This window comes from Escherichia sp. MOD1-EC6475 (assembly GCF_003046645.1).
Taxonomy (GTDB): Bacteria; Pseudomonadota; Gammaproteobacteria; order Enterobacterales; family Enterobacteriaceae; genus Escherichia; species Escherichia ruysiae.
This window is the reverse complement of the sequence record NZ_PZKQ01000053.1, coordinates 112,164-135,381: the sequence shown is the minus strand read 5'-3', so window position 1 is coordinate 135,381 and position 23,218 is coordinate 112,164. Positions and strand designations below refer to the sequence as shown.

At 49.8% G+C, this 23,218-nt stretch carries 19 protein-coding genes; 14 read left to right on the top strand and 5 right to left on the bottom strand.

The features are described from left to right. Nucleotides 1–153 precede the first annotated feature (153 nt). The 4 genes from pflA to ycaO form a co-directional block, all read right to left on the bottom strand. A complete protein-coding gene (pflA, locus tag A7589_RS17665; protein ID WP_000111043.1) occupies nucleotides 154–894 on the bottom strand; it encodes a pyruvate formate lyase 1-activating protein in 741 nt (246 codons plus the stop codon). Between the two features lie 191 nt (nucleotides 895–1,085). After that, nucleotides 1,086–3,368: a formate C-acetyltransferase gene (gene pflB, locus A7589_RS17660; protein WP_001292807.1), complete on the bottom strand. Its 2,283-nt coding sequence runs from the start codon at nucleotides 3,366–3,368 to the stop codon at nucleotides 1,086–1,088. 54 nt (nucleotides 3,369–3,422) lie between these two features. Next, nucleotides 3,423–4,280 carry a formate transporter FocA gene (focA, locus tag A7589_RS17655; RefSeq protein ID WP_000642546.1) on the bottom strand — a complete coding sequence of 286 codons (858 nt, stop codon included), beginning with the start codon at nucleotides 4,278–4,280 and terminating at the stop codon, nucleotides 3,423–3,425. A 405-nt stretch (nucleotides 4,281–4,685) separates the two neighbouring features. Further along, entirely contained in the window at nucleotides 4,686–6,446 is a 1,761-nt protein-coding gene (gene ycaO, locus A7589_RS17650) for a 30S ribosomal protein S12 methylthiotransferase accessory factor YcaO (protein WP_105282694.1), read from the bottom strand. Between the two features lie 129 nt (nucleotides 6,447–6,575). On the opposite strand from ycaO, the gene A7589_RS17645 reads away from it, so the two are divergent. From A7589_RS17645 to A7589_RS17580, 14 genes are all read left to right on the top strand, one after another. Continuing rightward, nucleotides 6,576–7,268: a DUF421 domain-containing protein gene (locus tag A7589_RS17645; RefSeq protein ID WP_000642858.1), complete on the top strand. Its 693-nt coding sequence runs from the start codon at nucleotides 6,576–6,578 to the stop codon at nucleotides 7,266–7,268. A 198-nt stretch (nucleotides 7,269–7,466) separates the two neighbouring features. Beyond that, nucleotides 7,467–8,555 carry a 3-phosphoserine/phosphohydroxythreonine transaminase gene (gene serC, locus A7589_RS17640; protein WP_000057145.1) on the top strand — a complete coding sequence of 363 codons (1,089 nt, stop codon included), beginning with the start codon at nucleotides 7,467–7,469 and terminating at the stop codon, nucleotides 8,553–8,555. A 70-nt stretch (nucleotides 8,556–8,625) separates the two neighbouring features. Continuing rightward, the gene (gene aroA, locus A7589_RS17635) at nucleotides 8,626–9,909 is read left to right on the top strand and encodes a 3-phosphoshikimate 1-carboxyvinyltransferase (RefSeq protein ID WP_000445175.1); all 1,284 of its coding nucleotides are present in this window, start codon (nucleotides 8,626–8,628) and stop codon (nucleotides 9,907–9,909) included. A 168-nt stretch (nucleotides 9,910–10,077) separates the two neighbouring features. Then, nucleotides 10,078–10,842 (top strand): metallopeptidase YcaL, encoded by a 765-nt coding sequence (gene ycaL, locus A7589_RS17630; RefSeq protein WP_001295345.1) that lies wholly within the window; start codon nucleotides 10,078–10,080, stop codon nucleotides 10,840–10,842. A 172-nt stretch (nucleotides 10,843–11,014) separates the two neighbouring features. Further along, entirely contained in the window at nucleotides 11,015–11,698 is a 684-nt protein-coding gene (gene cmk / locus A7589_RS17625; protein WP_000125014.1) for a (d)CMP kinase, read from the top strand. A gap of 110 nt (nucleotides 11,699–11,808) precedes the next feature. Then, nucleotides 11,809–13,482, top strand: a complete 1,674-nt coding sequence (rpsA, locus tag A7589_RS17620) for a 30S ribosomal protein S1 (protein ID WP_000140327.1) — start codon at nucleotides 11,809–11,811, stop codon at nucleotides 13,480–13,482. Between the two features lie 159 nt (nucleotides 13,483–13,641). Beyond that, nucleotides 13,642–13,926, top strand: coding sequence for an integration host factor subunit beta (gene ihfB, locus A7589_RS17615; protein ID WP_000167336.1), 285 nt, complete (start codon nucleotides 13,642–13,644; stop codon nucleotides 13,924–13,926). A gap of 206 nt (nucleotides 13,927–14,132) precedes the next feature. Further along, on the top strand, nucleotides 14,133–16,397 hold the full coding sequence (locus A7589_RS17610; protein ID WP_000705719.1) for a ComEC family protein: 2,265 nt from the start codon (nucleotides 14,133–14,135) through the stop codon (nucleotides 16,395–16,397). Between the two features lie 36 nt (nucleotides 16,398–16,433). Next, the gene (gene msbA / locus A7589_RS17605; protein WP_000551252.1) at nucleotides 16,434–18,182 is read left to right on the top strand and encodes a lipid A ABC transporter ATP-binding protein/permease MsbA; all 1,749 of its coding nucleotides are present in this window, start codon (nucleotides 16,434–16,436) and stop codon (nucleotides 18,180–18,182) included. Beyond that, nucleotides 18,179–19,165, top strand: a complete 987-nt coding sequence (gene lpxK / locus A7589_RS17600) for a tetraacyldisaccharide 4'-kinase (RefSeq protein WP_000570522.1) — start codon at nucleotides 18,179–18,181, stop codon at nucleotides 19,163–19,165. Before msbA ends, lpxK begins: the two co-directional genes overlap by 4 nt. A gap of 35 nt (nucleotides 19,166–19,200) precedes the next feature. After that, nucleotides 19,201–20,427, top strand: coding sequence for a crosslink repair DNA glycosylase YcaQ (ycaQ, locus tag A7589_RS17595; RefSeq protein ID WP_000174808.1), 1,227 nt, complete (start codon nucleotides 19,201–19,203; stop codon nucleotides 20,425–20,427). 57 nt (nucleotides 20,428–20,484) lie between these two features. Further along, entirely contained in the window at nucleotides 20,485–20,667 is a 183-nt protein-coding gene (gene ycaR, locus A7589_RS17590) for a protein YcaR (protein WP_000350069.1), read from the top strand. Further along, nucleotides 20,664–21,410, top strand: coding sequence for a 3-deoxy-manno-octulosonate cytidylyltransferase (kdsB, locus tag A7589_RS17585; protein ID WP_000011586.1), 747 nt, complete (start codon nucleotides 20,664–20,666; stop codon nucleotides 21,408–21,410). The genes ycaR and kdsB overlap by 4 nt, the downstream gene beginning before the upstream one ends. 151 nt (nucleotides 21,411–21,561) lie before the next feature. Continuing rightward, the gene (locus A7589_RS17580) at nucleotides 21,562–22,455 is read left to right on the top strand and encodes a YcbJ family phosphotransferase (protein WP_000436929.1); all 894 of its coding nucleotides are present in this window, start codon (nucleotides 21,562–21,564) and stop codon (nucleotides 22,453–22,455) included. On the opposite strand, the gene elyC is transcribed toward A7589_RS17580, so the two are convergent. Beyond that, on the bottom strand, nucleotides 22,432–23,211 hold the full coding sequence (gene elyC / locus A7589_RS17575) for an envelope biogenesis factor ElyC (RefSeq protein WP_000899558.1): 780 nt from the start codon (nucleotides 23,209–23,211) through the stop codon (nucleotides 22,432–22,434). The two genes, A7589_RS17580 and elyC, sit on opposite strands and share 24 nt — an antisense overlap. Nucleotides 23,212–23,218 lie beyond the last annotated feature (7 nt).

The window sequence follows — 23,218 nt, the reverse complement described above, 5'->3', positions numbered from 1 at the left end:
ACCTTACGCCGACTGGTAACGAGGTAGAATCAGAAGGTTAAAACTCGGAAATTATATCCAGTAAATCAGCGTCGAGCATGTTCTCAACGCTGATTTACTTTTTACTACTAAAGGAAGGGGAGGCAGGTCGAAATTCAGCCTGCACATGATGTTTTAGAACATCACTTTATGACCATATTGCTCAAGAATCCCTTTCACTCGCTCCATGGTTTCTTTTTTCGGTGGTTTCACACCGTCGAGTTTGTACTCTTCGCCCATCGCCACCCACTTATGTTTGCCTAACTCATGGTAGGGGAGGAGCTCGATTTTTTCGACGTTACCCATATCGCGAGTAAATTCACCGAGGCGATGAGCTGAATCGTCATCGTCAGACCAGCCAGGTACTACGACATAACGTATCCAGACTTTCACATTTTTGTTCGCCAGATATTTAGCAAACTCGAGTGTACGATGGTTGGAAACGCCTACCAGATTCTGGTGGATTTCGTCGTTCATCTGTTTGAGATCGAGCATTACCAGGTCGGTCACTTCCAGAAGTTCATCAATTACTGGATCGTAACGACGAACAAAACCGTTAGTGTCCAGACAGGTATGAATGCCTTCTTTTTTGCAGGCGCGGAACCAGTCGCGAACGAACTCGGCTTGCAGGATTGCTTCACCACCGGATGCGGTAACGCCGCCGCCGGAAGCGTTCATAAAGTGGCGATAGGTCACCACTTCCTTCATTAAATCTTCAACGGTAACTTCTTTACCGCCATGCGTATCCCAGGTGTCGCGGTTATGACAATACAGGCAGCGCATCAGGCAGCCCTGGAAAAAGGTGATAAAGCGAATACCCGGGCCGTCTACGGTTCCACAGGATTCAAAGGAGTGAATGCGACCAATAACTGACATTGCGGTGTTTCTCCAGATGTGGCCCATCTGAGGCCGTGTTGGTGCGCAGCTCGAAGGCTACGTCGAGTCTGTTTTGGCAGTTACCTTAAAGTATAGATAGCTGACAAAAAAGGCTCTCTTGCTAAAAAAGGCCCCACTTTCGTGGAGCCTTTATTGTACGCTTTTTACTGTACGATTTCAGTCAAATCTAATTACATAGACTGAGTGAAGGTACGAGTAATAACGTCCTGCTGCTGTTCTTTAGTCAGCGAGTTGAAACGTACTGCGTAGCCAGATACACGGATGGTCAGCTGCGGATATTTTTCCGGGTTTTCCATCGCGTCGAGCAGCATTTCACGGTTCATCACGTTCACGTTCAGGTGCTGACCACCTTCGATGGACGCTTCGTGGTGGAAGTAACCATCCATCAGACCTGCCAGGTTGGTCTTACGAACTTCGTCGTCTTTACCCAGTGCGTTCGGAACGATAGAGAAGGTGTAGGAGATACCATCTTTAGCGTAGGCGAACGGCAGTTTAGCAACGGAAGTCAGAGAAGCTACAGCACCTTTCTGGTCACGACCGTGCATCGGGTTAGCACCCGGTCCGAACGGCGCGCCAGCACGACGACCGTCTGGGGTGTTACCGGTTTTCTTACCATACACAACGTTAGAAGTGATGGTCAGAACAGACTGAGTCGGGATAGCGTCACGGTAGGTGTGCAGTTTCTGAATTTTCTTCATGAAACGTTCTACCAGATCAACAGCCAGGTCATCTACACGCGGATCGTTGTTACCAAACTGCGGGTATTCGCCTTCGATTTCGAAGTCGATAGCCAGACCGTCTTCGTCACGAATCGGTTTAACTTTCGCATATTTGATTGCAGACAGGGAGTCAGCAGCAACGGACAGACCAGCGATACCACACGCCATGGTGCGGATAACGTCACGGTCGTGCAGCGCCATCAGAGAGGCTTCGTAGCTGTACTTGTCGTGCATGTAGTGGATGATGTTCAGTGCAGTGATGTACTGTTTAGCCAGCCAGTCCATGAAGTGATCCATGCGTTCCATCACTTCGTCGTAGTTCAGGAGATCGCCTTTGATCGGTTCAGATTTCGGACCAACCTGCATTTTCAGTTTTTCATCAACACCGCCGTTGATTGCGTACAGCATGGTTTTCGCCAGGTTTGCACGCGCACCGAAGAACTGCATTTGCTTACCAACGATCATCGGGCTTACGCAGCAAGCGATAGCGTAGTCATCGTTGTTGAAGTCCGGACGCATCAGGTCATCGTTCTCATACTGCAGAGAAGAGGTGTCGATGGACACTTTAGCGGCGAATTTCTTGAAGTTCAGCGGCAGTTTTTCAGACCACAGAATGGTCATGTTCGGTTCCGGAGACGGACCCATGGTGTACAGGGTGTTCAGGAAACGGAAGCTGTTTTTGGTAACCAGGGTACGACCGTCGAGGCCCATACCACCGATAGATTCGGTTGCCCAGATCGGGTCGCCAGAGAACAGTTCATCGTACTCCGGAGTACGCAGGAAGCGAACCATACGCAGTTTCATGACCAGGTGGTCAACCATTTCCTGCGCTTCTTGTTCGGTGATCTTGCCAGCTTTCAGGTCGCGTTCGATGTACACATCCAGGAAGGTGGAAGTACGACCGAAGGACATTGCAGCACCGTTTTGAGACTTAACAGCAGCCAGGTAGCCGAAGTAAGTCCACTGGATAGCTTCCTGAGCGTTGGTAGCCGGACCAGAGATGTCGTAGCCGTATTTAGCAGCCATTTCTTTCATCTGACCCAGAGCGCGGTGCTGTTCAGCGATTTCTTCGCGCAGACGGATGGTCTGTTCCAGGTTTACGCCGTTTTCCAGATCAGCCTGCAGAGAGGTGAACTGTGCCAGTTTGTCTTTCATCAGGTAGTCGATACCGTACAGCGCAACGCGACGGTAGTCACCGATGATACGACCACGGCCATAAGCATCTGGCAGACCGGTCAGAACACCAGATTTACGGCAACGCAGGATGTCCGGAGTGTAAACGTCGAACACGCCCTGGTTGTGAGTTTTACGGTATTCAGTGAAGATTTTTTTGATCATCGGATCCAGTTCGCGGTTGTACGCTTTGCAGGAACCTTCGATCATTTTGATACCACCGAACGGGATAAGAGCACGTTTCAGCGGAGCTTCAGTCTGCAGACCAACGATTTTCTCAAGCTGCTTGTTGATGTAGCCAGCGTCGTGAGAAGTGATGGTGGAAGCAACAGCGGTGTCAAAGTCAACTGGCGCGTGAGTGCGGTTTTCCAGTTTAACGCCTTCCATTACTTTGTCCCACAGGGAAGTGGTCGCTTCAGTAGCGCCAGCCAGGAAGGACTCGTCACCCTCATACGGAGTGTAGTTTTTCTGAATGAAGTCACGGACGTTTACTTCATTCTGCCAGTCACCTTTGGTAAAACCTTCCCAGGCTGTGGCTAACTTTTCATTAAGCTCGGACATGTAACACCTACCTTCTTAAGTGGATTTTTTATTTACTGCGTACTTCGACAACCATTAATGGTGATCGTTTTCACGCAGGTAAATGACCCAGTATGTCAACCCAACCAACAAACCACCGCCGATAATATTACCGATCGTAACCGGAATCAGGTTATCAGTGATGAAGTTCATCACGGTCAGGTGAGAAAAATTTTCCGGTGCTGAACCGACAGCGGTCCAGAATTCCGGAGATGCGAAGTCGCGGATTACAATACCCATCGGGATCATAAACATGTTTGCGATACTGTGCTCAAAACCGCTGGCAACAAACATCGCGACCGGCAGCACCATGATAAACGCTTTGTCCATCAGGCTGCGGCCAGAATAGCTCATCCATACCGCCAGGCATACCATCAGGTTAGCCAGGATACCGAGGCAAACCGCCTCAATAAAAGTATGGTGCACTTTGTGGTCGGCGGTTTGTAGGACGTTAAGTCCCCATTGACCATTGGCGGTCATATACTCGCCGGAAAGCCACATTAAAAGTACAAATAACAACGCGCCGACCAGGTTGCCAAAATAGACGTTCAGCCAGTTTTTCGCCAACTGGCCCCAGGTGATGCGCCCACTCGCCTTGGCAACAACAATCAACACTGTGGAAGTAAAGAGATCGGCTCCGCAGACAACACAAAGAATCAGCCCCAGAGAGAAGCAAATGCCGCCAACCAGTTTGGCCATGCCAAAGGGCATTGTGCCTGTGCCAGTAGTTGCTGTGATATAGAAGACGAATGCGATTGAGATGAAAACACCGGCGGTAATCGCCAGATAGAAAGTCTTAAGCGGATGTTTCGTTGCTTTATAGACACCTGCCTCTTCGGCCACTTTGGCCATTGCTGCAGGAAGTAAAAGATCAAAAGGGTTGTCAGCTTTCACACTAACTCTCTCTTTATTAAGTCGGCGACGAGATACTAACAAAGCATTATAGATGAGAAATTGATATAGATCATATCTCGCCTGGCTTATAGGCCCGTAACTCGCATGGTTTTTATGCAAATACGGAGTAAATATTTGATTATCCAAATAAAAATAAATTTTAAAAATTAACAAATGAGTTGAATTTTTTCCGCATCCTCCGCTAAAACAGTTAATTAAAAGGGAGCAACAGGCAAATAAACTAACAATATCGATCGTATTTATTAAATATAAATTACCGATATTTAACCTTGTAATTACAATTATTTTATTAATGCAAATATATGTAAAGCGGGGCATTAAAAAAACGCCCCGTAATATAACTCAGCCAAATCATTAAGCCTACATTGCGTAGGCTATTTGATTTTATTTTGCCCAGAATGCCGCTTTGGCGCGCTGCAGCTTTTCGTAGGCTTTTAACAACGACTGATGCGCCGCAAATGCGTGCAGATCGCTATCTACCGGTTGCAAACCATAAAACGCCGCTTCGCCACTCATTGCCGCACTGGCTGCTTCTACCGCATCTGCGCCGTACATACGAACGAAGGCATTCAGATATTGCAGCGGCTGGCGATCTTCTTCCTGCGCCAGCAATAACAATGTTTGCAGGCAGCGATAATAGTTGGCGCGTTCCGGACTGAACACCGATGAGTTAAACTCCATCGTCCATTCAGTCCAGATCAGAGCTTGTTCCATATCGCCGCCAGCCAGTGCCAGCATTGCTTTTAATTCACCGATACGCAGAGTGTACCAGCCGTTATCTGGTCCGGTCGCCAGACCTAACAGCTCACGCACGCGGGTAAAGTCGTCAAAACCTTCTTCATCCAGTTGCTCGATGAGGTTCAGGTAATCTTCTTTTTCCCACTCACTGCCTGGTAACGAAAGGATCGTTTCACGTAAATGGCTGCCCATACTGTTATTTGCCAGCCACAGATCTTCCGCCGGATAAATATCGGACATACCCGGCACGATAATGCGGCAAGCATAAACGCCCAGATGCTCGTAATCGGCAATATAAACTTCTTTATCCTCTTTGTTGAAGATAGCCATCAGCGTGGCAAACTCTTCTTCAGTGGTGCCAGAGAAATTCCAGTCCACAAACGGATAATCGGCATCTTGTTTGAAAAGATCCCAGGAGATCAAACCGCTGGAATCGATAAAGTGCGTTTCGAGGTTAGTATGTTCGGCGACTTCTTCATCATCGAAGGTCGGCGGAGTAAACACATCCAGATCCTTCAGGCCACGACCTTGCAGCAGCTCGGTCACGGTACGTTCCAGTGCAACGCCAAAATCAGGATGCGCGCCGAAGGAGGCAAAACAAGTGCCATTGGTCGGGTTGAACAGTACGACGCAGATCACGGGATACTGACCGCCAAGCGAGCCGTCATAAGCAAAGATTGGGAAACCTTCCGCTTCCAGTGTTTCGATCGCTTCAACTACAGCCGGATAACGTGCAAGCACATCTGCCGGGATCTCCGGCAAGCTGATGCTTTCAGCAATAATGCGGTTTTTCACGTAGCGTTCGAAAACTTCGGACAATCCCTGAACGCGTGCTTCGTTGCGGGTATTACCGGCGGACATACCGTTGGAAACGTACAGGTTACCGATAATATTCATCGGAATATAAACGGTCTGATTGTCAGACTGGCGCGTAAACGGCAGGCCACATATACCGCGATCTTCATTACCGGATTGCAGGTCAATCAGCATACTGCCGGTCAGTTCATTTTCCGGGTCGTAAAATGCGCGCAGACGGTCATCGAGCAGGCCTTCCGGCACGTCATCGCTTTCTGTCAGTGGGAACCATTTTTCGTTGGGATAATGCACGAACGGACCATTGGCGATAGTTTCACCCAGCCAGAAATCAGCAAAAAAGTAGTTGGTTGAGAGACGCTCGAAATATTCGCCCAGGGCAGAAGCCAGCGCCGCTTTTTTGGTTGCGCCTTTACCGTTGGTAAAACACAGTGCGCACTCTTTGTCGCGAATATGTACAGACCAGACGTTAGGCACTGGATTCAGCCAGGAAGCTTCTTCAATCTGAAAACCGAGGTCGGAGAGTTTTTGCTGGAAGCGAGCGATGGAATCTTCCAGGGCGGCATCTTTGCCGGGGATAAATGTTTGTGTCATGAAAATCACTTTAGTCGTACGGAAAGCGCGCAATAATACGGGTTTTATCTCAAAGGCGCTATCACCGCCGCCACGCCGGTGAACTGTTGACTATGCTTTTAGCGGATAAATTACGATAAGAGCATAAAAATGAAGGCGTTCGATCTCCACCGTATGGCATTCGATAAAGTGCCGCTGGATTTTCTTGGCGAAGTCGCTCTACGGAGTCTCTATACCTTTGTTCTGGTCTTTCTGTTTCTAAAAATGACTGGAAGGCGTGGAGTGCGGCAAATGTCGCTATTTGAAGTGTTAATCATTCTGACGCTGGGGTCAGCTGCAGGGGATGTGGCGTTTTACGACGATGTGCCGATGATCCCGGTGCTTATCGTCTTCATTACCCTGGCGTTGTTATACCGCCTGGTGATGTGGCTGATGGCGCACAGTGAGAAACTGGAAGATCTGCTGGAAGGCAAGCCGGTTGTCATTATTGAAGATGGCGAACTGGCTTGGTCGAAACTCAATAACTCCAACATGACGGAATTTGAGTTTTTTATGGAGCTGCGACTGCGTGGTGTGGAACAACTTGGACAGGTACGCCTGGCTATTCTTGAAACCAACGGTGAAATCAGCGTCTATTTCTTTGAAGATGACAAGGTGAAGCCGGGGTTGCTTATTTTACCCAGTGATTGTACCCAACGTTATAAAGTGGTGCCGGAGTCGGCGGACTATGCCTGCATCCGTTGCAGTGAAATCATTCACATGAACGCGGGTGAAAAACAATTATGTCCGCGCTGTGCAAATCCAGAATGGACGAAGGCAAGTCGGGTAAAACGGGTGACCTGACAGCAAAAACATCGGTTTTTTGACAATGATTCGAGATTTTATATTGTGTGACGCGTGCCGCATTTTTGCGCGCAACGGTTTTACCCATTGCGATGCGTGTCACTGAATGATAAAACCGATAGCCACAGGAATAACGTATTACCTGCGGTCGCAATCGATTGACCGGGGGTTAATAGCAACGCAACGTGGTGAGGGGAAATGGCTCAAATCTTCAATTTTAGTTCTGGTCCGGCAATGTTACCGGCAGAGGTGCTTAAACAGGCTCAACAGGAACTGCGCGACTGGAACGGTCTTGGCACGTCGGTGATGGAAGTGAGCCACCGTGGCAAAGAGTTCATTCAGGTTGCAGAGGAAGCCGAGAAGGATTTTCGCGATCTTCTTAACGTCCCCTCCAACTACAAAGTATTATTCTGCCACGGCGGCGGTCGCGGTCAGTTTGCTGCTGTACCTCTGAATATTCTTGGTGATAAAACCACAGCAGATTATGTTGATGCAGGCTACTGGGCGGCAAGCGCCATCAAAGAAGCGAAAAAATACTGCACGCCAAATGTGTTTGACGCCAAAGTGACTGTTGATGGCCTGCGCGCGGTTAAGCCAATGCGTGAATGGCAACTCTCTGATAATGCTGCTTATATGCATTACTGCCCGAATGAAACCATCGACGGTATCGCCATCGACGAAACGCCAGACTTCGGTAAAGATGTGGTGGTCGCTGCCGACTTCTCTTCAACGATTCTTTCCCGTCCGATTGATGTCAGCCGTTACGGCGTGATTTACGCTGGTGCGCAGAAAAATATCGGCCCGGCTGGCCTGACGATCGTTATTGTTCGCGAAGACTTGCTGGGTAAAGCAAATATCGCCTGCCCGTCGATTCTGGATTATTCCATCCTCAACGATAACGACTCCATGTTTAACACACCGCCTACGTTTGCCTGGTACTTATCTGGCCTGGTCTTCAAATGGCTAAAAGCGAACGGTGGTGTGGCTGCAATGGATAATATCAATCAGCAAAAAGCAGAACTGCTGTATGGCGTGATTGATAACAGCGATTTCTACCGTAATGATGTGGCGAAAGCTAACCGTTCGCGGATGAACGTGCCGTTCCAGTTGGCGGACAGTGCGCTCGACAAATTGTTCCTTGAAGAGTCTTTTGCGGCTGGCCTTCATGCGCTGAAAGGTCATCGTGTTGTCGGCGGAATGCGCGCGTCTATTTATAACGCGATGCCGCTGAAAGGCGTTAAAGCTCTGACAGACTTCATGGTTGAGTTCGAACGCCGTCACGGCTAATGCCGAAATTTTGCTTAATCCCCACAGCCAGCCTGTGGGGTTTTTATTTCTGTTGTAGAGAGTTGAGTTCATGGAATCCCTGACGTTACACCCCATCGCCCGTGTCGATGGCACTATTAATCTGCCTGGTTCCAAGAGCGTTTCTAACCGCGCTTTATTGCTGGCGGCATTAGCACACGGCAAAACAGTATTAACCAATCTGCTGGATAGCGATGATGTTCGTCATATGCTGAATGCGTTGCAGGCATTGGGGGTGAGCTATACGCTTTCTGCCGATCGTACGCGCTGCGAAATCATCGGTAACGGCGGTCCATTAGACGCAGAAAATGCGCTGGAGTTGTTCCTTGGTAATGCGGGCACTGCGATGCGCCCGCTGGCGGCAGCACTTTGTCTGGGAAGTAATGATATTGTCCTGACTGGTGAGCCTCGTATGAAAGAGCGCCCGATCGGTCATCTGGTGGATGCGCTGCTCCAGGGCGGGGCGAAAATTACTTACCTGGAACAAGAAAACTACCCACCGCTGCGTTTACAGGGTGGTTTTGTGGGGGGCAACGTAGAAGTTGATGGCTCCGTTTCCAGCCAGTTCCTTACCGCACTGTTAATGACCGCGCCGCTTGCGCCGGAAGATACGGTTATTCGTATTAAAGGTGAACTGGTTTCTAAACCTTATATCGACATCACGCTCAACCTGATGAAGACGTTTGGTGTTGAAATCGAAAATCAGCACTATCAAAAATTTGTCGTAAAAGGCGGGCAGTCTTATCAGTCACCGGGGACTTATTTGGTAGAAGGCGATGCCTCCTCTGCGTCTTACTTCCTTGCCGCAGCAGCGATCAAAGGTGGCACTGTAAAAGTGACCGGCATTGGACGCAACAGTATGCAGGGTGATATTCGCTTTGCTGATGTGCTGGAAAAAATGGGGGCGGCCATTAGCTGGGGCGATGATTATATTTCCTGCACTCGTGGTGAACTGAACGCTATCGATATGGATATGAACCATATTCCCGATGCGGCGATGACTATCGCGACGGCGGCGCTGTTTGCGAAAGGCACCACAACGCTGCGTAATATTTATAACTGGCGCGTTAAAGAGACGGATCGTCTTTTTGCGATGGCGACTGAACTGCGAAAAGTGGGGGCTGAAGTGGAAGAGGGGCATGACTTCATTCGCATTACGCCGCCGGAAAAACTGAACTTTGCCGAGATCGCCACTTATAACGATCACCGCATGGCGATGTGTTTCTCGCTGGTGGCCTTGTCAGATACGCCGGTGACGATTCTTGACCCAAAATGTACGGCCAAAACATTTCCGGATTATTTCGAGCAACTGGCGCGGATTAGCCAGGCAGCCTGAATGAAGAACGGGCAATAAATAGCCAAATCTTTCTTTATCAAAACGTCGGCACATTGTCGGCGTTTTTTTTCGGACATTGTGAACCATTTTTATTGATGGTAGCGTTAACTGTCAATGTAAGTTGTTGATACATAATATTTATATATGATTAATCAACGGATGATTCACATGAAGAATACTAAATTACTGCTGGCGATTGCGACCTCTGCAGCATTACTGACAGGGTGTCAAAATACCCACGGTATTGATACCAATATGGCTATCAGCTCCGGTTTAAATGCATATAAAGCAGCAACGTTAAGCGATGCCGATGCAAAAGCGATTGCCAATCAGGGCTGTGCCGAAATGGACAGCGGCAATCAAGTCGCAAGTAAATCCAGCAAGTACGGTAAACGTCTGGCAAAAATCGCCAAAGCATTGGGTAACAATATTAACGGCACGCCGGTCAACTATAAGGTTTATATGACCAGCGACGTCAACGCATGGGCGATGGCGAACGGCTGTGTTCGTGTCTACAGTGGCCTGATGGACATGATGAACGACAACGAAATTGAAGGGGTTCTGGGTCATGAACTGGGGCACGTTGCGTTGGGTCACTCGCTGGCTGAAATGAAAGCCTCTTATGCGATCGTTGCCGCACGTGATGCTATTTCCGCCACCAGCGGTGTTGCTTCCCAGCTTTCCCGTTCACAATTAGGTGATATCGCAGAAGGCGCTATCAATGCTAAATACTCCCGCGATAAAGAGTCTGAAGCAGATGATTTCTCCTTTGATCTGCTGAAGAAACGTGGCATCAGCACCCAGGGACTGGTCGGTAGCTTTGAAAAACTGGCTAGCCTGGATGGCGGTCGTACCCAGTCCATGTTTGACTCTCACCCACCATCAACAGAGCGTGCGCAACATATCCGTGATCGTATCGCCTCTGGTAAGTAAATCATTGTCATCTTTCGGGCTGGTCTTCTGCCAGCCCGCTATAATTGCGCAATAAATCCCCATCTGAATACAGACAAAACTGGTTTTTGCACACAACGTTAACGATTTGTGGCGCCGACGCGTATAATGCGCGCGGTTATGTTAACGGTACGCCTGTTTTAAGGAGATAAAGATGACGGCAATTGCCCCGGTTATTACCATTGATGGCCCAAGCGGTGCAGGGAAAGGCACCTTGTGTAAGGCTATGGCGGAAGCGTTGCAATGGCATCTGCTGGACTCGGGTGCAATTTATCGCGTACTGGCGCTGGCGGCATTACATCACCATGTTGATGTGGCGTCAGAAGACGCTCTGGTGCCGCTGGCATCCCACCTGGACGTACGTTTTGTGTCGACCAATGGCAATCTGGAAGTGATCCTCGAAGGGGAAGATGTCAGCGGTGAAATTCGTACTCAGGAAGTGGCTAATGCCGCTTCACAAGTCGCCGCATTTCCTCGTGTTCGTGAAGCATTATTGCGTCGCCAACGTGCGTTTCGTGAATTGCCAGGCCTGATTGCCGATGGTCGCGACATGGGAACGGTTGTATTCCCTGATGCGCCAGTGAAAATTTTCCTTGACGCCTCTTCGGAAGAACGTGCGCATCGCCGAATGCTACAGTTGCAGGAGAAGGGCTTTAGTGTTAACTTTGAACGCCTTTTGGCCGAGATCAAAGAACGCGATGACCGCGATCGTAATCGTGCGGTAGCGCCTCTGGTTCCGGCAGCCGATGCTTTAGTGTTGGATTCCACCACCTTAAGCATTGAGCAAGTAATTGAAAAAGCGTTACACTACGCGCGCCAAAAATTGGCTCTCGCATAAGCGACCGAATTTGCAGTACCCCCGTTGCAATGGAATGACAGCGGGTATGTTAAACAACCCCATCCGGCACGGAGCCAGGTGGACGTTAAATATAAACCTGAAGATTAAACATGACTGAATCTTTTGCTCAACTCTTTGAAGAGTCCTTAAAAGAAATCGAAACCCGCCCGGGTTCTATCGTTCGTGGCGTTGTTGTTGCTATCGACAAAGACGTAGTACTGGTTGACGCTGGTCTGAAATCTGAGTCTGCCATCCCGGCTGAGCAGTTCAAAAACGCCCAGGGCGAGCTGGAAATCCAGGTAGGTGACGAAGTTGACGTTGCTCTGGACGCAGTAGAAGACGGCTTCGGTGAAACTCTGCTGTCCCGTGAGAAAGCTAAACGTCACGAAGCCTGGATCACGCTGGAAAAAGCTTACGAAGATGCTGAAACTGTTACCGGTGTTATCAACGGCAAAGTTAAGGGCGGCTTCACTGTTGAGCTGAACGGTATTCGTGCGTTCCTGCCAGGTTCTCTGGTAGACGTTCGTCCGGTGCGTGACACTCTGCACCTGGAAGGCAAAGAGCTTGAATTCAAAGTAATCAAGCTGGATCAGAAGCGCAACAACGTTGTTGTTTCTCGTCGTGCCGTTATCGAATCCGAAAACAGCGCAGAGCGCGATCAGCTGCTGGAAAACCTGCAGGAAGGCATGGAAGTTAAAGGTATCGTTAAGAACCTCACTGACTACGGTGCATTCGTTGATCTGGGCGGCGTTGACGGCCTGCTGCACATCACTGACATGGCCTGGAAACGCGTTAAGCATCCGAGCGAAATCGTCAACGTGGGCGACGAAATCACTGTTAAAGTGCTGAAGTTCGACCGCGAACGTACCCGTGTATCCCTGGGCCTGAAACAGCTGGGCGAAGATCCGTGGGTAGCTATCGCTAAACGTTATCCGGAAGGTACTAAACTGACTGGTCGCGTGACCAACCTGACCGACTACGGCTGCTTCGTTGAAATCGAAGAAGGCGTTGAAGGCCTGGTACACGTTTCCGAAATGGATTGGACCAACAAAAACATCCACCCGTCTAAAGTTGTTAACGTTGGCGATGTAGTGGAAGTTATGGTTCTGGATATCGACGAAGAACGTCGTCGTATCTCCCTGGGTCTGAAACAGTGCAAAGCTAACCCGTGGCAGCAGTTCGCGGAAACCCACAACAAGGGCGACCGTGTTGAAGGTAAAATCAAGTCTATCACTGACTTCGGTATCTTCATCGGCCTGGACGGCGGCATCGACGGCCTGGTTCACCTGTCTGACATCTCCTGGAACGTTGCAGGCGAAGAAGCAGTTCGTGAATACAAAAAAGGCGACGAAATCGCTGCAGTTGTTCTGCAAGTTGACGCAGAACGTGAACGTATCTCCCTGGGCGTTAAACAGCTCGCAGAAGATCCGTTCAACAACTGGGTTGCTCTGAACAAGAAAGGCGCTATCGTAACTGGTAAAGTAACTGCAGTTGACGCTAAAGGCGCAACCGTAGAACTGGCTGACGGCGTTGAAGGTTACCTGCGTGCTTCTGAAGCATCCCGTGACCGCGTTGAAGACGCTACCCTGGTTCTGAGCGTTGGCGACGAAGTTGAAGCTAAATTCACCGGCGTTGATCGTAAAAACCGCGCAATCAGCCTGTCTGTTCGTGCGAAAGACGAAGCTGACGAGAAAGATGCAATCGCAACTGTTAACAAACAGGAAGATGCAAACTTCTCCAACAACGCAATGGCTGAAGCTTTCAAAGCAGCTAAAGGCGAGTAATTCTCTGACTCTTCGGGATTTTTATTCCGAAGTTTGTTGAGTTTACTTGACAGATTGCAGGTTTCGTCCTGTAATCAAGCACTAAGGGCGGCTACGGCCGCCCTTAATCAATGCAGCAACAGCAGCCGCTTAATTTGCCTTTAAGGAACCGGAGGAATCATGACCAAGTCAGAATTGATAGAAAGACTTGCCACCCAGCAATCGCACATTCCCGCTAAGACGGTTGAAGATGCAGTAAAAGAGATGCTGGAGCATATGGCCTCGACTCTTGCGCAGGGCGAGCGTATTGAAATCCGCGGTTTCGGCAGTTTCTCTTTGCACTACCGCGCACCACGTACCGGACGTAATCCGAAGACTGGCGATAAAGTAGAACTGGAAGGAAAATACGTTCCTCACTTTAAACCAGGAAAAGAACTGCGCGATCGCGCCAATATTTACGGTTAAGTTTTCACTCAAACTTGAACGCGAGAAAAGCACCTGTCGGGTGCTTTTTTCATTTCTGTAATCTGGAACTGGAAGCTGCCTCGCAGCGTTTTGTGTAGTTTTCACATTCCCGTTAAATTCTTCTGAACCCGTCTCGGGGAACGCAAAACTCCCGCCAGACAACCGTTCAACAAAGTTGCACACTTTCCGAAAACAGGGAGGGGTGCATGAAAATAACGACAGTTGGCGTATGCATTATTTGCGGAATTTTTCCGCTGCTGATTTTGCCACAATTGCCTGGGACATTAACCCTTGCGAGTCTGACCGTCTTCGCCTGCGTACTGGCATTTATTCCTGTTAAAGCCGTTCGTTATTTCACGCTGACATTGCTGTTTTTCCTTTGGGGCATATTGGCGGCAAAGCAAATTTTGTGGGCAGGAGAAAACTTAACTGGCGCGACGCAGGATGCAATTGTCGAGATTACTGCTACTGACGGCATAACCACTCATTACGCTCAAATTACCCATCTACAAGGTCGACGTCTTTTCCCTGCGCCAGGCATTGTGCTGTATGGCGAGTATCTGCCACAAGTGGTTTGTGCCGGACAACAATGGTCAATGAAACTCAGAGTTCGTGCGGTTCACGGTCAGCTTAATGATGGTGGCTTTGACAGCCAGCGTTATGCTATTGCCCAGCACCAGCCTCTAACCGGGCGTTTTCTTCAGGCAAGAATCATTGAACCGGGGTGTAGTCTGCGGGCGCAATATCTGGCCTCTTTGCAAACGACCCTGCAACCTTATCTGTGGAAAGCGGTGATTCTTGGCTTAGGTATGGGTGAACGGTTATCTGTGCCCAAAGAAATCAAAGATATTATGCGTAATACTGGTACAGCGCATTTAATGGCGATATCGGGATTGCACATCGCTTTTGCGGCGTTGCTGGCAGCCGGACTCATTCGCGGTGGGCAAATTTTCCTCCCTGGTCATTGGATCCACTGGCAGATGCCATTAATTGGCGGAATTTGCTGTGCCACTTTTTATGCCTGGTTGACGGGAATGCAACCTCCTGCATTGCGTACCGTGGTGGCGCTTGCTACGTGGGGAATGCTTAAGTTAAGTGGGCGACAGTGGAGTGGCTGGGATGTATGGATATGTTGTCTGGCGGCAATTTTGCTGATGGATCCTGTTGCCATTCTCTCGCAAAGTTTATGGCTCTCTGCCGCTGCGGTCGCGGCACTGATTTTTTGGTATCAGTGGTTTCCCTGTCCTGAGTGGCAACTGCCGCCGGTATTGCGTGCAATTGTTTCCCTCATTCATTTGCAACTGGGAATCACACTCCTGCTTATGCCCGTGCAAATCGTCATATTTCATGGCATTAGTCTGACCTCGTTTATAGCAAATTTGTTCGCTATTCCCTTAGTGACATTTATCACGGTTCCGTTGATTCTCGCCGCGATGATAGTGCATTTAAGCGGACCATTAATCGTGGAACAAGGATTATGGTTTCTGGCCGACAGATCTTTGGCTTTACTTTTCTGGTTGTTAAAGAGCTTGCCAGAAGGGTGGGTCAACGTTGCTGAACGTTGGCAATGGCTATCATTTTCTCCCTGGTTATTACTGGTAGGATGGCGACTAAACGCATGGCGAACGTTGCCTGCGCTGTGCGTGGCTGGAGGCATTATGATGTGTTGTCCACTGTGGCAAAAAACACGGTCTGACGAGTGGCAGGTGTATATGCTTGATGTCGGGCAAGGGCTGGCAATGGTGATTGCGCGAAACGGCAAAGCGATTCTCTATGATACGGGCCTCGCCTGGCCAGAAGGTGACAGCGGGCAACAACTGATTGTCCCCTGGCTACGCTGGCATAACCTTGAACCGGAAGGCGTCATTCTGAGTCATGAACATCTGGATCATCGGGGAGGGCTGGACTCGATATTACGTGTCTGGCCGACGTTATGGGTCAGAAGCCCTTTAAACTGGGAACATCATCAGCCCTGTGTGCGCGGTGAAGCGTGGCAGTGGCAAGGATTACGTTTTAGCGCATACTGGCCTTTACAAGGTAGCAACGATAAAGGAAATAACCATTCCTGTGTGGTTAAGGTTGATGACGGAACGTATAGCATTCTTTTAACCGGTGATATTGAAGCACTCGCTGAACAAAAAATGCTAAGTCGTTACTGGCAACACGTGCAGGCAACATTACTTCAGGTGCCCCATCATGGCAGTAATACCTCATCATCATTGCCATTAATTCAGCGTGTGAATGGAAAAGTGGCACTGGCATCGGCATCGCGCTATAACGCATGGCGACTACCCTCCAGCAAAGTTAAAATACGCTATGAACTTCAGGGATATCAATGGGTTGATACCTCGCATCAGGGGCAAATAACCGTCGATTTTTCAGCGCAAGGCTGGCAGGTACGCAGCCTAAGGGAGCAAATTTTACCTCGTTGGTATCATCAGTGGTTTGGCGTGCCAGTGGATAACGGGTAGAATATGCGGCTATTTCAACAAATGCTGGTTTTTTGAATGCATAACGACAAAGATCTCTCTACGTGGCAGACATTCCGCCGACTGTGGCCAACCATTGCGCCTTTTAAAGCGGGTCTGATCGTGGCGGGCATAGCGTTAATTCTCAACGCAGCCAGCGATACCTTCATGTTATCGCTCCTTAAGCCACTTCTCGATGATGGCTTTGGTAAAACCGATCGCTCCGTGCTGATGTGGATGCCGCTGGTGGTTATTGGGCTGATGATTTTACGTGGTATCACCAGTTATATTTCCAGTTACTGCATTTCCTGGGTATCAGGAAAAGTGGTAATGACCATGCGTCGCCGTCTGTTCGGCCACATGATGGGAATGCCGGTGTCATTTTTTGACAAACAGTCTACCGGGACACTGCTTTCACGTATTACTTACGATTCTGAACAGGTTGCTTCGTCGTCTTCCGGCGCGCTGATTACGGTGGTGCGTGAAGGTGCTTCCATTATCGGTCTGTTCGCCATGATGTTCTATTACAGCTGGCAGTTGTCGATCATTTTGATTGTGCTGGCGCCGATCGTCTCGATTGCGATTCGTATCGTATCGAAGCGTTTTCGCAGCATCAGCAAAAACATGCAGAACACAATGGGGCAGGTGACCACCAGTGCTGAACAGATGCTGAAAGGCCACAAAGAAGTATTGATTTTTGGCGGCCAGGAAGTAGAAACGAAGCGTTTTGATAAGGTCAGCAACAAGATGCGTTTGCAGGGGATGAAGATGGTATCTGCCTCTTCCATCTCTGACCCGATCATTCAGCTGATTGCCTCTCTGGCGCTGGCATTTGTTCTCTACGCTGCGAGCTTCCCAAGTGTAATGGATAGCCTGACAGCCGGTACGATCACCGTTGTCTTCTCTTCGATGATTGCACTGATGCGTCCGCTGAAATCGCTGACCAACGTTAACGCCCAATTCCAGCGTGGTATGGCGGCCTGTCAGACGCTGTTTACCATTCTGGATAGTGAACAGGAGAAAGACGAAGGTAAACGCGAGATTGAGCGTGCTACTGGCGACGTCGAATTTCGCAATGTCACCTTTACCTATCCGGGGCGTGAAGTCCCTGCGCTGCGTAATATCAACCTGAAGATTCCAGCAGGGAAAACAGTGGCTCTGGTAGGGCGTTCGGGTTCGGGTAAATCAACTATCGCCAGCCTGATCACGCGTTTTTACGATATTGATGAAGGCGAGATCCTAATGGATGGTCACGATCTGCGCGAGTATACCCTGGCGTCGTTACGTAACCAGGTTGCACTGGTATCGCAGAATGTCCATTTGTTTAACGATACGGTTGCCAACAATATTGCTTACGCACGTACAGACCAGTACAGCCGTGAGCAAATTGAAGAAGCGGCGCGTATGGCTTATGCCATGGACTTTATCAATAAGATGGATAACGGTCTTGATACGGTGATTGGTGAAAACGGCGTGTTGCTCTCTGGCGGTCAACGCCAGCGTATCGCTATTGCTCGAGCTTTGTTGCGTGACAGTCCAATTCTGATCCTTGATGAAGCCACCTCGGCACTGGATACAGAATCCGAACGTGCGATTCAGGCGGCGCTTGACGAGCTACAGAAAAACCGTACCTCACTGGTGATTGCTCACCGTTTGTCTACCATTGAAAAGGCAGACGAAATTGTGGTCGTTGAGGATGGTGTCATTGTGGAACGCGGCACGCATAACGATTTGCTTGAGCACCGTGGTGTCTACGCGCAACTTCACAAAATGCAATTTGGTCAATGATCGAAAAAATCTGGTCTGGTGAATCCCCTTTGTGGCGGCTGTTGCTGCCACTCTCCTGGTTGTATGGCCTGGTGAGTGGCGCTATCCGTCTTTGCTATAAACTAAAACTGAAGCGCGCATGGCGTGCCCCAGTGCCTGTTGTGGTGGTCGGTAATCTCACCGCAGGTGGTAACGGGAAAACACCGGTCGTTGTCTGGCTGGTAGAACAACTGCAAAAACGCGGTGTTCGTGTTGGTGTTGTATCCCGGGGCTATGGCGGTAAGGCCGAGTCGTATCCGATGTTATTGTCGGCAGAGACCACCACAGCACAGGCGGGTGATGAACCTGTGCTGATTTATCAGCGTACTGGCGCGCCTGTTGCAGTTTCTCCCGTCCGTTCTGATGCGGTAAAAGCCATTCTTGCGCAACATCCTGATGTGCAGCTCATCGTAACCGACGACGGTCTACAACATTATCGTCTGGCACGAGATGTGGAAATTGTCGTCATTGATGGTGTGCGTCGCTTTGGCAATGGCTGGTGGCTGCCTGCGGGGCCAATGCGCGAGCGCGCAGGGCGTTTAAAATCGGTTGATGCGGTAATCGTCAATGGCGGCGTACCGCGTGATGGTGAAATTCCGATGAATTTAATACCGGGTCAGGCAGTGAATTTGCGTACCGGTGCTCGTTGTGACATTGCACAGCTTGAACATGTGGTGGCAATGGCGGGGATTGGTCATCCGCCGCGCTTTTTTGCCACGCTGAATATGTGTGGTGTGCAACCGGAAAAATGTGTGCCGTTGTCCGATCATCAGTCTTTGAATCATGTGGATGTCAGCGCATTGTTAAGTGCCGGGCAAACACTGGTTATGACTGAAAAAGATGCGGTGAAATGCCAGGGCTTTGCAGAAGAAAATTGGTGGTATTTGCCCGTTGACGCACAGTTTTCGGGCGCTGAGCCAGAGAAACTGCTCGCGCAACTTTCCTCGCTGGCTTCTGGCAACTAATTCGCAGCAGCAGCGTTCAATTGATGGAGCCATGAATGACGCTGCCGTATATCTCTCTTGCTGATGCGCGTAATCTTCATCTCGCTGCGCAAGGCCTGTTAAAAAAATCTCGTCGTCGCGCGTTGCCGCAAGATATTCTGGCAGCTATTTCCCGCATGTCCTTGCTGCAAATCGACACTATCAATATCGTTGCCCGCAGCCCTTATTTGGTGCTTTTTAGTCGTCTGGGTAATTATCCTCCGCAGTGGCTGGACGAGTCGCTGGCGCATGGCGAATTAATGGAATACTGGGCGCATGAAGCCTGCTTTATGCCGCGTAGTGATTTTCATCTCATTCGCCACCGGATGCTGGCGCCAGAAAAAATGGGCTGGAAATATCAAGACGCCTGGATGCGGGAACATGCGGAAGAAATTGAACAGTTACTTCAGTACATTCAGGATAACGGACCCGTACGTTCAGCCGATTTTGCTCATCCCCGCAAAGGGGCAAGCGGTTGGTGGGAGTGGAAGCCGCATAAACGCCATCTGGAAGGGCTGTTTACTGCTGGAAAGGTTATGGTGATTGAAAGGCGTAATTTCCAGCGCATATATGATTTAACCCATCGCGTCATGCCGCACTGGGATGATAAGTGTGACCTCGTTTCGCAAACAGAAGCAGAAATCACGATGCTGGATAACAGCGCGCGTAGCCTGGGAATATTTCGCGAACAGTGGCTGACAGATTACTATCGCCTTAAACGCCCGGCGCTGGCTGCCTGGCGTGATGTGCGTGCTGAACAGCGGAAAATTATCCCCGTAAATGTGGAGAGGTTAGGACAACTCTGGCTGCATACTGATTTGTTGCCTCTTCTCGAAACAGCTCTCGCGGGAAAACTCACCGCGACGCATAGCACTGTACTGTCACCCTTTGACCCTGTCGTCTGGGATCGTAAACGTGCAGAGCAACTCTTTGATTTTAGCTACCGGCTGGAATGCTACACGCCGGCACTGAAACGTCAGTATGGCTATTTCGTTCTGCCGTTACTGCATCGTGGACAATTAGTCGGGCGAATGGATGCCAAAATGCATCGCCAGACGGGCGTCCTTGAAGTTATCTCCCTTTGGTTACAGGATGGCATCAAACTGACTGCTTTTCTTCAAAAAGGATTGCGCCAGGCGATTACAGATTTTGCTGGCTGGCAGCAGGCAACGCGAGTGACATTAGGGGGCTGCCCACACGGTCTCTTTAGTGATTGCCGCACAGGCTGGGAAATAGCCCCCTGAGCATAAATGATTATGATAAGATTTATGCATTCATAACCCGATCCATCTGGAGGAACTATGGATCATCGTCTGCTCGAAATCGTTGCCTGCCCGGTTTGCAACGGCAAACTTTGGTATAACCAGGAAAAACAAGAACTGATCTGCAAACTGGATAACCTGGCTTTCCCGCTGCGCGATGGCATCCCAGTGCTGTTGGAAACGGAAGCCCGCGTGCTGACTGCTGATGAGAGTAAATCATGAGTTTTGTGGTGATTATTCCTGCACGCTACGCTTCTACGCGTCTGCCAGGTAAACCGTTGGTCGATATTAACGGTAAGCCGATGATCGTTCATGTTCTTGACCGCGCCCGCGAGTCAGGAGCCGATCGCATCATTGTCGCAACCGATCATCAAGATGTTGCCCGCGCTGTTGAAGCTGCTGGGGGGGAAGTGTGCATGACGCGCGCCGATCATCAGTCAGGCACCGAACGCCTGGCGGAAGTTGTCGAAAAATGCGCGTTCAGCGACGACACGGTGATTGTTAATGTGCAGGGCGATGAGCCAATGATCCCTGCGACAATCATTCGTCAGGTTGCTGATAATCTCGCCCAGCGTGAAGTAGGCATGGCAACCCTTGCTGTACCTATCCACAGTGCGGAAGAAGCCTTTAATCCGAATGCGGTTAAAGTGGTGCTTGACGCTGAAGGTTATGCGCTTTACTTCTCGCGTGCCACCATTCCGTGGGATCGTGACCGTTTTGCAAAAGGTCTGGAAACCGTTGGTGATAACTTCCTGCGTCATCTTGGTATTTATGGCTACCGTGCAGGCTTTATCCGTCGTTATGTCAACTGGCAGCCAAGTCCGTTAGAACACATCGAAATGTTAGAGCAGCTTCGCGTACTGTGGTATGGCGAAAAAATCCACGTTGCTGTTGCCCAGGAAGTTCCTGGTACAGGAGTGGATACCCCTGAAGATCTCGAGCGCGTTCGCGCTGAAATGCTCTAAGCTAATTTCACGACACTCCACCTGATTGTGGGGGAGTGTCGTACCGTTACGATTTTCCTCATTTTTCTTTTCAACAATTGATCTCATTCAGGTGACATCTTTTACATTGGCGCTCATTATGAAGGCAGTAGCTTTTATGAGGGTAATCTGAATGGAACAGCTGCGTGCCGAATTAAGCCATTTACTTGGCGAAAAACTCAGTCGTATTGAGTGCGTCAATGAAAAAGCAGATACGGCGTTGTGGGCTTTGTATGACAGCCAGGGAAACCCAATGCCGTTAATGGCGAGAAGCTTTAGTACGCCAGGACAAGCCCGCCAGTTGGCATGGAAAACCACCATGCTGGCACGCAGTGGGACTATTCGTATGCCAACCATCTATGGCGTGATGACACATGAAGAACATCCTGGCCCCGATGTCCTGTTACTGGAGCGGATGCGTGGTGTTTCTGTGGAAGCACCCGCGCGTACACCGGAACGTTGGGATCATCTGAAAGAGCAAATTGTTGAAGCTCTGCTGGCCTGGCACCGACAGGACAGTCGCGGTTGCGTCGGTGCAGTCGACAATACTCAGGAAAATTTCTGGCCCTCATGGTATCGGCAACATGTTGAAGTGCTATGGACCACGCTCAATCAGTTCCATAACACCGGATTAACGATGCAGGATAAGCGTATCCTGTTCCGCACCCGCGAATGTCTTCCGGCATTATTTGAAGGATTTAACGACAATTGTGTGCTGATCCATGGCAATTTCTGTTTGCGCAGCATGTTGAAAGATTCTCGTAGCGATCAGTTACTGGCGATGGTAGGGCCAGGCCTCATGCTTTGGGCGCCACGTGAGTATGAGTTGTTCCGGTTGATGGATAACACTCTGGCAGAAGATTTACTCTGGAGTTACCTGCAACGTGCGCCAGTGGCGGAGTCGTTCATCTGGCGGCGTTGGCTGTATGTGTTATGGGATGAAGTTGCGCAACTGGTCAATACCGGACGGTTTAGCCGGCGCAACTTCGATCTGGCATCAAAATCACTCCTTCCCTGGCTCGCCTGACGAACCTTTCAGCCACTGCCAGATGCGACCAAGCGTTTCATAGCCGACTCGGTCGCTATGCATCAACCAGACCGGAGAGGGAATTGCCCGTTCCCACGGATTAAGCGGTGAGTCGATTGCCAGCTGATTCGCCGGGGCTGGCAGCGGATTCAGACCTTCCTGTTGGAAAAAGATCATCGCGCGTGGCAAATGAGACGCAGATGTCACCAGCAGGAAAGGGGCGTCACCAATTGCCTGTTTCACTGCGGCTGCTTCTTCTTCGGTATCTTTTGGCAAATCCAGCGTAATAATTTGTTCGCGCGGTACGCCCAGCGATTGCGCTACTCTGGCACCCACTTCGGCTGTACTCACCGTATTGGTTTTTGCCACGCCTCCCGTGAAGATCAGTTTTGATCCCGGATTCTCGCGCCATAAACGAATACCTTCATTCAGGCGCGGCAAACTATTATTGATTAAATTTGAACTTGGTGCCCACTGCGGGTTCCAGGTATAACCACCTCCGAGCACCACGATATAGTCCACTTTTTGTGCATTATTCCATGTCGGATAAGTACTTTCGATGGGACGCAGCAGGCGGTCGGCTACCGGTTGCAAACTTAATAACAAAAGCGCCAGCCATCCTGCGCTAATAAATATCTTTCCGGTTTTTTGAAAACGGCTAAACCACAGTAGCACCAGACCCACACCGATAATCAACAACATTAGCGGAAGTGGCAGTAGCATACCGCCAATCACTTTTTTCAGTGTAAAAAGCATCCTTTCT